General features: G+C 39.6%; 8 protein-coding genes. 3 read left to right on the forward strand and 5 right to left on the reverse strand.

Annotation, left to right across the window (positions count from 1 at the left end; genetic code table 11):
- Positions 1 to 183 precede the first annotated feature (183 nt).
- The 5 genes from GEZ85_RS08580 to GEZ85_RS08600 form a co-directional block, all read right to left on the reverse strand.
- Complete coding sequence (locus GEZ85_RS08580; protein WP_153210046.1) at positions 184 to 2,754, reverse strand: pneumococcal-type histidine triad protein; 2,571 nt, start codon at positions 2,752 to 2,754, stop codon at positions 184 to 186.
- Between the two features lie 147 nt (positions 2,755 to 2,901).
- Entirely contained in the window at positions 2,902 to 5,442 is a 2,541-nt protein-coding gene (locus GEZ85_RS08585; protein ID WP_153210047.1) for a pneumococcal-type histidine triad protein, read from the reverse strand.
- Between the two features lie 7 nt (positions 5,443 to 5,449).
- Positions 5,450 to 6,367 carry a zinc-binding lipoprotein AdcAII gene (gene adcAII / locus GEZ85_RS08590; protein ID WP_084947040.1) on the reverse strand — a complete coding sequence of 306 codons (918 nt, stop codon included), beginning with the start codon at positions 6,365 to 6,367 and terminating at the stop codon, positions 5,450 to 5,452.
- A gap of 144 nt (positions 6,368 to 6,511) precedes the next feature.
- Positions 6,512 to 8,245 carry a phosphoenolpyruvate--protein phosphotransferase gene (ptsP, locus tag GEZ85_RS08595; RefSeq protein ID WP_125393844.1) on the reverse strand — a complete coding sequence of 578 codons (1,734 nt, stop codon included), beginning with the start codon at positions 8,243 to 8,245 and terminating at the stop codon, positions 6,512 to 6,514.
- A gap of 5 nt (positions 8,246 to 8,250) precedes the next feature.
- Positions 8,251 to 8,514: a phosphocarrier protein HPr gene (locus tag GEZ85_RS08600; RefSeq protein ID WP_000146947.1), complete on the reverse strand. Its 264-nt coding sequence runs from the start codon at positions 8,512 to 8,514 to the stop codon at positions 8,251 to 8,253.
- 350 nt (positions 8,515 to 8,864) lie between these two features.
- Here GEZ85_RS08600 and nrdH point away from each other — a divergent pair, with 350 nt between their 5' ends.
- The 3 genes from nrdH (at position 8,865) to nrdF (ending at position 12,479) form a co-directional block, all read left to right on the forward strand.
- Positions 8,865 to 9,083, forward strand: coding sequence for a glutaredoxin-like protein NrdH (nrdH, locus tag GEZ85_RS08605; RefSeq protein WP_000259240.1), 219 nt, complete (start codon positions 8,865 to 8,867; stop codon positions 9,081 to 9,083).
- Positions 9,084 to 9,163: 80 nt separating this feature from the next.
- Positions 9,164 to 11,323, forward strand: a complete 2,160-nt coding sequence (gene nrdE, locus GEZ85_RS08610) for a class 1b ribonucleoside-diphosphate reductase subunit alpha (RefSeq protein ID WP_153210048.1) — start codon at positions 9,164 to 9,166, stop codon at positions 11,321 to 11,323.
- A 193-nt stretch (positions 11,324 to 11,516) separates the two neighbouring features.
- Positions 11,517 to 12,479: a class 1b ribonucleoside-diphosphate reductase subunit beta gene (nrdF, locus tag GEZ85_RS08615; RefSeq protein WP_000451386.1), complete on the forward strand. Its 963-nt coding sequence runs from the start codon at positions 11,517 to 11,519 to the stop codon at positions 12,477 to 12,479.
- Positions 12,480 to 12,634: the final 155 nt, after the last annotated feature.

The following is a 12,634-nucleotide window of genomic DNA, read 5'->3' on the forward strand; positions in this document are numbered from 1 at the left end:
TTTCGAAACTTTGAAAACTTCAAAAAAAGGATTTTTATCGCTCTAAACATCAAAAAAGAAAGGACGAAATTTGTCCTTTCTCGAGCTTAGCTTTTCTTCAACCCACTACAGTTGACAAAGAGCCAAAAAAGAGAACAGAATCCATATTCTGCTCCCTTTTTATCTTCTATAATAGTTGTATAGTTACTTACTCTCCTTTAACAAGACTAATAGCTTTTCAGCTTCTGCCATAATAGTATTGTTGTCCTGAGAACCAAATAACAGGTTATTTTTTAATCCTGTGAGAGTTTCGTTGGCATTGGACTTAAGAATTGGATCCTTAATCTTTTTAAGTAACTCTTCCGCCTCTCTCAGTTTTTCTTCAACCTTTTCAGTTTCAACCTGATGTTCCTCTGGTTCCGATAGTGATTCTTCTTCTGATTCCTCTGGTTCTTTTGGTTTTGGAGATTCTGCTTTCTCATTTTTCGGTTTTTCTTCGCGAGGTTTTTCCTCCTCAATTTTTTCTGTCTGAGGTTTCTCCTCTGTTGGTTTCTCTGTTTGATTGTTAGCAGCTTGACTATTGTGGTTTCTTTGAACATGATCGCTCGCATTGCCCCAACCACTATCTGAATGCGGACGTTCATTTGGATGTTCGACATAATACTTCACAGTTTCAAATAGCTCTTCTAAACTATACCCCTTAGGTGCCTCATAAAGTCCTTCGTCAAACCACTCAAATTTGATGTTATGGTAATGGTCATAATGAGGTATAATCAAACTTCCATTTTTAACTTCTACAGTATGTTGGAGATTGTAAGGCATACGGTCAAGTGGTACCTTCTTAGCTGCTTTTACTCGATTGTAAATCGCTTCTACTCCCTTAGCCTCAGTATTTCCTGAACTTTGATGATTTGTTGAAGGAGGCGTCAAACCTTTCTCTTTAGCATAAGCTTGACCTGCTGCTCTTTCAGCTTCAGACAAACTTTCTTTCTTAATCCAATGACTGTGGCTCATATGCGGAGTTACATAGGCATCCCCCTCATCACTGGTGATATCACGAGGATCAAAGATATAGCCATCTTCTGTTGTATACTTGCCTGCCAACTTGGCTACTTGAATCTCATCATCTGTGTAAGCTATTTGTGCATTTGGTTTTCCTAAACGTTCTGGATGACGAATCGGCGCTAGAAAAGCAAGGATATCATCAACTAACTTGACTTTATCACTTGACTCATCGTTGAGACGTTCCAATAGTCTATCCAAAGCGTCAAAATCAGCTTGGCGCCCTTTATTGGAAATCAAATCTTGGTGAACTGTTGCTAGTAAATCATAAACTTTGTTGTAAAATTTTTGATCACCAGATGCAAGATTGGTTTTCTTAGCTCCTAACTCATGAGACAAACTTTCTTGTTTGGCAAGTTTATCATCAATGGCTGCAACAGTTTCTGCTGAAAGTTCCTTGGCAGAAATATAACGCGAAATTCCATTCTCTTCGAAGACATAACCATCAACCACCTTTCGAATCACCTGTTTTACTAATTTTCTATCAATTGGATTGCTTGGAGTTGGTTGAGGATTTGGTACAGGTTGTGGACTTGGTATTGGGTTGGGCTCTGGAGCAGGGACTGGAGTCGGAATTGGTTTTAATTCTTTGCCACCTGCAGTAGTATGATTTCCTTGATAATTTTCAGAAATCATTCTTGCAATCTTCTGCTCTAAATCAGACATTTGAGAATAAGGGATAAAGTGATAATGATCTCCATGTGGCACTGCAACACCATTCGCAGTTTTTCTTGTAATATGTGCTGGATCAAAGACAAGTCCATCTGATTCCACATGTCGTTGGCTAAGCGGCAAGGCATAAAGTTGTTTCAAGAGACTGGATACGTCTTCACTCGGACTAGCTTGATAGCTATTATCCACTTGTGGGCTAACACTTGGAGTCCATCTTCTGGTATTTGCCTCAACATTGCTTTGATTCGTTTGTCCATATGAACTACTATTCGGTGTCTCTGATGAGCTACTGCTAGAAGAATTTGTCGAAGGACGATAGCCAACTGAGCTTGGTTGACTACCTTTTCCAGATAAGAAGGCTTGGGCAGCAGCTAATTCACTGGCAGACAAATCACTCTTCGGAATATAGTGGAAGTGATTGCCATGAGGAACGATATAGGCATCGCCCGTATCTTCGATGATATCAGAGGCATTAAAGATATACCCATCATCCGTTGTATAACGGCCTTGAGCTCTGGCTGCAACTACTGCCTGATCGTTAGAACCGCCTCCATGATTATGACTATGTTCCTGCTTCTGACGTTTAATCTCTTCTTTTGTACGAATATTGTCCGCATGGGCGGCATCCTTGAGGTAAACATAGTATTTCCCGTCTACCTTAATCACATAACCACCCTTGATTTCATTGACAATGTCTGAATCCTTCAACTGATAATTCGGATCTTTCATGAGGAGTTCTTCACTGATGATAGCGTCATAAGGAACCTTGCCATTATAGTAATGATAATGATCTCCATGAGAGGTCACATAACCTTGATCCGTAATCTTGATAACGATTTGCTCGGCGTTGATTCCCTCTCTCTTACTGACTTCATCAGGTGTCAAGTTCTCTGCCTTTTGACTTGGTTGGTTGCCATCGATGTATGAAACACGGTTATTTTCTTTTACAGTTTGAGCTTGATGCAAACCTAGTTCATAAGCACAGACACTTAAAACAAGTGCAGCTGCTGACCCAGCTAGATATTTTTTATTGATTTTCATTCTTTCCTCTTTTCTTAACTCTATTTGATTCACTATAAAATGATAAACCAGTTAATTAACTAGTTAATAGTTTACTCTTTTTAGTATTGCTTGTCAAGAATTTTTCGTATATACATAATAAAAATGAAAGCCTCTTTATCGAGACTTTCATTTTTCATTAGTTGATTTTTCCTTATTTACAGGTGAAGGATTACTACCTTTTAACAACGCAAGTAATTTTTCTGCTTCTGCCATGATACCATTATTATCCATGGTTTGGAGACTCAAATTATTTCGTAAACCAGCTAGGGTTTCTGTCGCATTGCCTTTCAGACTAGCATCTGTTACTTTAGCAAGTAAACCTTCTGCTTCTTTAAGCTTGGCTTCTACTTTTTCAGTCTCTACTTGAGGAACTTCTGGCTCAGCAGGTGTTTCCTCTACTGGTTCTTCATCCGCTTTGAAGTTCTTTTTGGGATCTTCACTGTGGTCTTTCTTACCTAAGACATGCTCGCTGGCATTTCCCCATCCGTCATTAGAATGTGGACGTTCATCAGGATGTTCAACATAGTACTTAATCGTCGCAAATAAGTCTTCCAAGGTATAGCCATTTGGAGCCTTGTATGAATGATCATCAAACCAAGCAAATTTAATGTTATGGTAATGATCCTTGTGAGGAATAATCAAATTACCATTTTTAACTTCTACTGTATGCTCAACCATGTATGGAAGTCGAACGAGTGGAATTCGTTTTTCCCCTTTCACACGATTGTAAATAGCCGCTGCACTATCTCCAGTTGGATTTGCTTGAGCATCTGCGTCTGCTGACGGAGGTAGAATTCCTTTTTCTTTAGTATAAGATTGAGCTGCAGCTTTTTCCTTATCAGAAAGGCTGTCTTTTCCAATCCAGTGACTATGTCCCATATGAGGCGTTACATAGGCATCTCCTTCATCACTGATAATATCATGTTCGTCAAAAATGTAACCATCTGAAGTTGTATACTTATCAGCTAATTGAGCAATGCGGACTTCATTTTCGGTATACTCAATCTGAGAATTTGGTTTGCCAAGTCGCTCTGGATGAGTAATTGGTGCTAGGAATGCCAATAAATCATCTACCAATTTTCCTTTATTAGAAGATTCATCATTCAAACGTTCTGCTAATTTGTCTAAAGCTTGGAAATCAGAAGTACGACCCTTATTTTCAGACAAAGCTTTATAAGCCTCGGCCAGTAAATTATATGCTTTATCATAAAATTCTTGATCACGAGGAGCAACTTTTTCTTTTTTAGCAGTTAAAGTATGTGACACACTCTCTTGTTTTGATAACTTGCTTTCAAGATTTTTAACAGTTTCAGATGGTAAATCTTTCGCAAAGACATAGCGTGAGATTCCTTTTTCTTCGAAAACATATCCTTCTCCAACTTTTCGTACCAGCTGGCTAACCAAAGAAGAATTTGAGTCTATTTTAGGATTTGGAGTAGGAGCCGGCTTTACAATAGGTTTCAAAGGTTTTAAGCTAAGAGCTGGCAAAACAGGAGATGGAATTGGATTTGGAAGGCTTGGAGTCGGAATTGGTTTTAATTCTTTACCACCTGCAGTAGTATGATTTCCTTGATAATTTTCAGAAATCATTCTCGCAATCTTCTGCTCTAAGTCAGACATTTGAGAATAAGGGATAAAGTGATAATGGTCTCCGTGTGGCACTGCAACACCATTCGCAGTTTTTCTTGTAATCTGAGCTGGATCAAAAACAAGTCCATCTGATTCCACATGTCGTTTACTAAGCGGCAAGGCATAAAGTTGTTTCAAGAGAGTAGATACGTCTTCACTTGAATTTGCTTGATAACTATTATCCACCTGTGGGCTAACACTTGGAATCCATCTTCTGGTGTTTGTCTCAACTTTACTATGATTTGTTTGTCCATATGAACTACTATTCGATGTCTCTGATGAGCTACTGTTAGAGGAATTTGTTGACGGACGATACCCAACTGAGCTTGGTTGATTAGTTTTTCCAGATAAGAAGGCTCGAGCTGCAGCTAATTCGCTGGCAGACAAATCACTCTTCGGAATATAGTGGAAGTGATTGCCATGAGGAACGATATAGGCATCACCCGTGTCCTCAATGATATCAGACGCATTGAAGATATACCCATCATCCGTTGTATAACGTCCTTGGGCTCTGGCTGTAGCAACAGCATTATCTGTGCTTGCATTATGATTATGACTATGTTCCTGCTTCTGACGTTTAATCTCTTCTTTTGTCCGAATATTGTCCGCATGGGCCACATCTTTAAGGTAAACATAGTATTTTCCGTCTACCTTAATCACATAGCCACCCTTGATTTCATTGACAATGTCTGAATCCTTCAACTGATAATTCGGATCTTTCATCAGCAATTCTTCACTGATAATAGCATCGTAAGGAACCTTGCCATTATAGTAATGATAATGGTCTCCATGAGAGGTCACATAACCTTGATCCGTAATCTTAATGACGATTTGCTCGGCATTGATCCCCTCTCTCTTACTGACTTCATCTGGTGTTAAATTTTCTGCCTTTTGACCAGCCTGATCACCATCTATATAAGCAACTCGATTAGACTCTTTCTTAACTTGACCAGCTTGATATCGTCCAAGTTCATAGGAACAAACACTTAGGGCAAGAACTGCCACTGAACCTGCTACATATTTTTTATTGATTTTCATTCTTTCCTCATTTCAATTCTTCTGCTAGAACACTCATATTTTCTTCCAGATTTTCTAAATAAGTCTTGTCATTTTGTGGGTCTGCCTCTAAAGGATTCAAAGTTTTAAGACCTACACCTGTTGATTTGACAAGAGTTTCAGCTACTTTTGAAGAAGCATTACTTTCTGTAAAAATCGTTTTAACCTTATAGGTTTTAACAAATTCCTGAATTTCTGTTAGTTGTCGTGGACTTGGTTCTTGTTCAGGAGAGATCCCTGCAATACCAAGTTGATTAAGTCCAAATCGCTTAGCAAGATAAGAAAAGGCTGTATGTTGTGTTACAAAGGTTTTCTGAGTCGCCTTTTCAAATTTAGGCTGGAATTTCTTAGTCAATTCTTGAGCTTTTTTTATAAAGGCTTGCGCATTTTTCTGGTAAGTTTCTTTATGCTCACTATCCACCTCTGAAAGTTTATCAGCGATAATTTGCGCTTCTTCTCCAGCTTTCTCAGGATCTAGCCAAGTATGCGGATCGTAGAGCGTTTTTTCATCAACTCCATCCCCTGCTTCCACATCTTCTAGGCCTGGGACGCGGTCCAAGGTCATTCCCTCAGATGCTTCTAAAACCTTAACTTTAGATTTTTTTAGATTTGGATCCAAACTTCCTGCCCAAGATTCGAGCGTATGAGAATGATAAACAAATACGTCTGCATCATAGATGGCTGCGATATCATTCGCTGAAGGTTCAAAAGAGTGAATGCCGCTACTTGACTGAATCATCCGAACATCATTCAAATCTCCAGATACTTCCTTGACCATAGCGTAGATAGGATAGAAACTGGTCACAATTTTCATCCCTTTCCCTGACTGGCTTTCCTTTTGACCACAAGCCCCTAAACACAAAAGACAGACACTTAACAATACTAAAAATAAACTTTTTTTCTTCATGGATAACTCCTTAACTATTTAATTAACTGGTAAATAGTCTACTCCTAAAAATTTAATCTGTCAAGCATTTTATGAACTAGTTAATAGATTTTCTGATTTTAAACTATAAAAAAACCTTGCAACTAAGTTGCAAGGACTTTTCGATTAATCGAAGTTAACGTATTCTTTTTGAAGTTCAAGGACTTCTTCCATTGTTGAACACTCTGTAAGGGCACGGTTAGCGTACTCTTCCATCTTAGCAGTGTCCAATTTCTTCATCAAGCTACGTGTACGAAGTACAGATGTTGCTGACATAGAGAACTCATCCAAGCCCATTCCGACAAGAAGTGGAACAGCTTTTTGGTCACCAGCCATCTCACCACACATACCAGCCCATTTACCTTCAGCGTGAGCTGCCTTGATAACGTTGTTGATCAAGCGAAGGATTGATGGGTTATATGGTTGGTAAAGGTATGAAACTTGCTCGTTCATACGGTCTGCTGCCATTGTGTATTGGATCAAGTCGTTTGTACCAATTGAGAAGAAGTCAACTTCTTTAGCAAATTGGTCTGCAAGCATCGCTGCTGCAGGAATTTCAATCATGATACCAACTTGGATATCATCCGCAACTGCAACTCCTTCAGCAAGAAGGTTTGCTTTTTCTTCATCAAAGACTGCTTTAGCTGCACGGAATTCTTTCAATAGGGCAACCATTGGGAACATGATACGCAATTGACCATGAACAGAAGCACGAAGAAGAGCGCGGATCTGTGTGCGGAACATAGCATCTCCAGTTTCGGCAATAGAGATACGAAGGGCACGGAATCCAAGGAATGGGTTCATTTCGTGCGGCATATCGAAGTAAGGAAGTTCCTTATCTCCACCGATATCCATTGTACGAACGACAACTGGTTTACCATTCATTCCTTCAAGAACAGCTTTATATGCTTCATACTGCTCATCTTCTGTTGGGAAATCTTGAGAATCCATGTACAAGAACTCTGTACGGTAAAGTCCAACAGCTTCTGCACCGTTGTTGTTAACACCTTCAACGTCTTTTGGAGTACCGATGTTAGCAGCCAACTCGAAGTGTTTACCGTCAGCAGTCACTGTTTGAGCATCTTTCAAAAGTGCCCATTCAGCTTTTTGTTTAGCATAAGCTTCACCAGCTGCTTTAAATTCTGCTGCTTGTTCATCTGTTGGGTTGATAATCACTTCACCAGTGATTCCGTTAACGGCAAGGATATCACCGTCTTTTACTACTTCAGTGATGTTATTTGTTCCCAATACAGCTGCAATTTCAAGTGTACGTGCCATGATAGCTGAGTGGCTTGTACGTCCACCGATGTTTGTTACAAAAGCTTTTACAAAGTTTTTGTCCAATTGAGCTGTATCAGATGGTGTCAAGTCATGAGCAATTACGATTACTTCTTCATTGATAGAAGCTGGATTTGGCAATTTTTTACCAAGAAGGTTTGCCAATACACGTTTTGTCACGTCGCGGATATCCGCTGCACGTTCTTGCATGTATGGGTTATCTTCCATGCCTTCAAAGATCGTGATGAACATGTCAGTCACTTCTTTAAGACCTGCTTCAGCATTGACTTTCTTAGCACGGATTGTTTCTTTAATCTGACCAATCAATTCTGGGTCAGCAAGAACCATCAAATGAGCGTCAAAAACTTGAGCCGCTTCTTCACCAAGCGTACCTACAGCTTTCTCACGGATAAGAGAAAGCTCGTTTTGAGAAGCTTCAAGAGCTACATCCAAACGAGCCTCTTCTGCGTTTGTATCTTCGACTGAAACAGTATCGAATGACAAATCCGGTTGAACGAGTAGATATGCTTTTGCAACGGCAACACCATCAGATGCTGCGATTCCTTTAAGCATTTCTGTCATTTTCCTTATGCCAATCCTTCTTTTTCCATTGTTTCTGAGATTGCAGCGATAGCGTCATCTGCATCTGCACCTTCAGCTGAGATAGTTACGTCAGCACCTTGGCCAACACCAAGACTCATAACACCCATGATTGATTTAAGGTTAACCGATTTACCTTTGTACTCAAGAGTGATATCTGAAGCAAATTTGCTAGCAGTTTGTACCAACAATGTTGCTGGACGTGCGTGAATACCTGTTTCTGCCACTACGTGGAAATCTTTAGAAGCCATAGTTTGACTCTCCTTTTGTTCTTTCTTTTTTGAGTTATATGTGATAACCCTTACAATTTGGTATTATATCATCTTCTAGGATTTTTTTCAAGCATTTTATGGGATTTATTCGATTTCCTTTCAGATAACTTGCTGAAAATCTTCTATTTTAGATAACAAAACACAGGATATAGTTTTTCAAAAAACAACTTATTGGATAATTATCACTATTTTACAAAACAAACACTACATATTGTGTTTTGTGAGCTTGAACAGAAAAATAGACCACTATATTTAGTTTTAAATCGTTGACAAATTTTTATTTTCTGATATACTAAGAAAGTAATCTATTTTGAAAGAGGAGTTACACAATGGTAACCGTTTATTCTAAAAACAACTGTGTCCAATGTAAAATGACCAAACGTTTCTTGGACAGTAATAATGTCGCTTATCGTGAAATCAATCTTGATGAGCAACCTGAGTACATCGATCAAGTTAAAGAGCTTGGTTTCAGCGCTGCTCCTGTTATCCAAACACCAACTGAAGTCTTTTCAGGTTTCCAACCAGGAAAACTGAAACAATTAGCATAATCTTAGTACATCATCCAGAAGAAACTGCTTCTAGGGCTAACTTAGAAGCCTTTCTTTTGTAATTAGATAAGGGAAATTTTATGGGATTAAAACATCTTGAGGACGTGACTTACTTCCGTCTCAATAACGAAATCAACCGTCCTGTCAATGGACAAATCATGCTTCATAAAGATAAGGAAGCCTTGGATGCCTTCTTTAAAGAAAATGTAGTTCCAAACACTATGGTTTTTGATTCAATCAAGGATAAAATCAACTACCTCATTGAACACAACTACATCGAAACAGCCTTTATCAAGAAATACCGTCCAGAATTTTTGGAAGAATTGTCTCAATTTATCAAAGACCAAAACTTCCAATTCAAGTCTTTCATGGCTGCCTATAAGTTTTACAATCAATATGCTTTGAAAACTAACGACGGTGAATATTATCTTGAAAGCATGGAAGACCGTGTCTTCTTTAACGCCCTTTATTTTGCTGATGGGAATGAAGCTATTGCAATCGATATTGCCAATGAAATCATCCACCAACGCTACCAACCTGCTACTCCTTCCTTCTTGAATGCTGGACGTGCTCGCCGTGGGGAGTTAGTATCTTGCTTCCTAATCCAAGTAACTGATGATATGAACTCTATCGGACGTTCTATCAACTCAGCTCTTCAACTTTCACGTATCGGTGGCGGTGTGGGAATTTCCCTCAGCAACCTTCGTGAAGCTGGAGCTCCTATCAAAGGATATGAAGGTGCTGCTTCAGGTGTCGTTCCTGTTATGAAGCTTTTCGAAGACAGCTTCTCTTACTCAAACCAATTGGGTCAACGTCAAGGTGCTGGTGTTGTCTACCTCAACGTCTTCCACCCAGATATTATCGCCTTCCTTTCAACTAAGAAGGAAAACGCCGATGAAAAAGTTCGTGTTAAGACACTTTCACTTGGTGTTGTAGTGCCCGATAAATTCTACGAATTAGCACGTAAAAATGAAGAAATGTACCTCTTCAGCCCTTATTCTGTAGAGCTTGAATACGGTGTACCATTCAACTACATCGACATCACTGAGAAATACGATGAACTAGTCGCAAATCCAAATATCCGCAAAACAAAAATCAAGGCGCGTGATTTGGAAACTGAAATCTCTAAATTGCAACAAGAATCTGGCTACCCTTATGTTGTCAACATTGATACGGCTAACCGTGCAAACCCAGTTGATGGTAAGATTATCATGAGTAACTTGTGTTCTGAGATTCTTCAAGTTCAAGAACCAAGCTTGATCAACGATGCTCAAGAATTCCTTCAAATGGGAACAGATGTTTCATGTAACCTTGGTTCAACCAACGTGGTCAACATGATGACTTCACCTGACTTTGGTCGTTCTATCCGTGCTATGGTTCGTGCCCTTACTTTCGTTACAGATAGTTCACACATCGTAGCTGTTCCTACCATCGACCACGGAAATAGCCAAGCTCATACCTTTGGTCTTGGTGCAATGGGACTTCACAGCTACCTTGCCCAACAATTGATTGAATATGGATCGCCTGAGTCTGTTGAGTTTACAAGCATCTACTTCATGCTCATGAACTACTGGACCTTGGTAGAATCAAACAATATCGCGCGTGAACGTGGTATTACCTTCCATAACTTTGAAAAATCAGACTATGCTAACGGAAGCTACTTTGACAAGTATATTACAGGCGAGTTTGTTCCAAAATCAGACCGTGTTAAAGAACTCTTCAAAGATGTCTTTATCCCAAGTGCTGCTGACTGGGCTGAACTTCGCGACAAGGTTCAAGCAGATGGTCTTTACCACCAAAACCGCCTTGCTGTAGCACCAAATGGTTCTATCAGCTATATCAACGACGTTTCTGCTTCTATCCACCCGATTACGCAACGTATCGAGGAACGTCAAGAAAAGAAAATCGGTAAAATCTACTACCCTGCTGCTGGCTTGTCAACAGAAACCATTCCTTACTACACTTCTGCTTACGACATGGATATGCGTAAGGTGATTGATGTTTACGCAGCTGCAACTGAGCATGTGGACCAAGGGCTTTCACTCACACTCTTCATGCGTAGTGACATTCCAAAAGGTCTTTACGAATGGAAGAAAGAAAACAAACAAACGACACGTGACTTGTCTATCCTTCGTAACTATGCCTTTAACAAGGGTATCAAGTCTATCTACTACGTCCGTACCTTTACAGATGATGGTGGAGAAGTCGGTGCCAACCAATGTGAAAGCTGTGTGATTTAATCATTGCTTGAGGAAACTACATTTTCTCAGATAAGTATTCATTCACCCTGCTAAACTAAACTGGAATAAGCATCTATACTATGAAATAACAAAAAGTCGGGCTTCCGACTTTTTGTGCGATACTCCTCTAGAATTATGATAAAATAGAAGTAATTGTGAGTTCGCAATACTAAACACAGAAAGAGATTTCAAAATGGAAACTTACTACAAAGCCATTAACTGGAATGCCATCGAAGATGTCATCGACAAATCAACTTGGGAAAAACTGACGGAGCAATTCTGGCTTGATACACGTATTCCCTTGTCAAATGACTTGGATGACTGGAGAAAGCTATCAAATGTAGAAAAAGACTTGGTTGGAAAAGTCTTTGGTGGTTTAACCCTTCTCGATACTATGCAATCTGAAACTGGGGTTCAAGCCCTTCGCGCAGACATCCGTACACCCCATGAGGAAGCTGTTTTCAATAACATCCAATTTATGGAATCTGTCCACGCAAAATCTTACTCATCAATCTTTTCTACCTTGAATACTAAGGCTGAGATTGAAGAAATTTTCGAATGGACCAATACCAATCCTTACCTACAAAAGAAGGCTGAGATTGTCAACGAAATCTACCTAAACGGTAGCCCACTTGAAAAGAAAGTTGCCAGCGTCTTCCTTGAAACCTTCCTCTTCTACTCTGGTTTCTTCACTCCCCTCTACTATCTCGGTAACAACAAACTAGCCAACGTTGCGGAAATTATCAAACTGATTATCCGCGATGAGTCTGTTCACGGAACCTACATTGGTTACAAATTCCAACTTGGGTTCAATGAATTACCTGAAGAAGAGCAAGAAAAGCTAAAAGAATGGATGTACGACCTGCTCTATACTCTTTATGAAAACGAAGAAGGTTATACAGAGAGCCTCTATGATGGTGTTGGTTGGACGGAAGAAGTCAAAACCTTCCTTCGCTACAATGCCAACAAGGCACTCATGAACCTGGGACAAGATCCACTCTTCCCAGATTCAGCTGACGATGTCAACCCAATCGTTATGAACGGTATTTCAACAGGAACTTCCAACCACGACTTCTTCTCTCAAGTCGGAAATGGTTACCTCCTTGGTGAAGTTGAAGCTATGCAAGACGATGACTACAACTACGGTTTGGACTAAGGTCATCTATTTTATAAGTGATAAAAACAGGCTCTTTGTCAACTGTAGTGGGTTGAAGAAAAGCTAAGCTCGAGAAAGGACAAAATTTGCCCTTTCTTTTTTGATGTTCAGAGCAATAAAAATCCTTTTTTTGAAGTTTTCAAAGTTTCGAAATC

The sequence above is a fragment of the Streptococcus mitis genome (assembly GCF_009496205.1).
GTDB lineage: Bacteria > Bacillota > Bacilli > Lactobacillales > Streptococcaceae > Streptococcus > Streptococcus mitis_BN.

Excerpts from the sequence above, each read along its gene's own strand:
- GEZ85_RS08580 (WP_153210046.1), bottom strand. The coding sequence starts at position 2,754 with ATGAAAATCAATAAAAAATATCTAGCTGGGTCAGCAGCTGCACTTGTT.
- GEZ85_RS08585 (WP_153210047.1), bottom strand. The coding sequence starts at position 5,442 with ATGAAAATCAATAAAAAATATGTAGCAGGTTCAGTGGCAGTTCTTGCC.
- adcAII (WP_084947040.1), bottom strand. The coding sequence starts at position 6,367 with ATGAAGAAAAAAAGTTTATTTTTAGTATTGTTAAGTGTCTGTCTTTTG.
- ptsP (WP_125393844.1), bottom strand. The coding sequence starts at position 8,245 with ATGACAGAAATGCTTAAAGGAATCGCAGCATCTGATGGTGTTGCCGTT.
- GEZ85_RS08600 (WP_000146947.1), bottom strand. The coding sequence starts at position 8,514 with ATGGCTTCTAAAGATTTCCACGTAGTGGCAGAAACAGGTATTCACGCA.
- nrdH (WP_000259240.1), top strand. The coding sequence starts at position 8,865 with ATGGTAACCGTTTATTCTAAAAACAACTGTGTCCAATGTAAAATGACC.
- nrdE (WP_153210048.1), top strand. The coding sequence starts at position 9,164 with ATGGGATTAAAACATCTTGAGGACGTGACTTACTTCCGTCTCAATAAC.
- nrdF (WP_000451386.1), top strand. The coding sequence starts at position 11,517 with ATGGAAACTTACTACAAAGCCATTAACTGGAATGCCATCGAAGATGTC.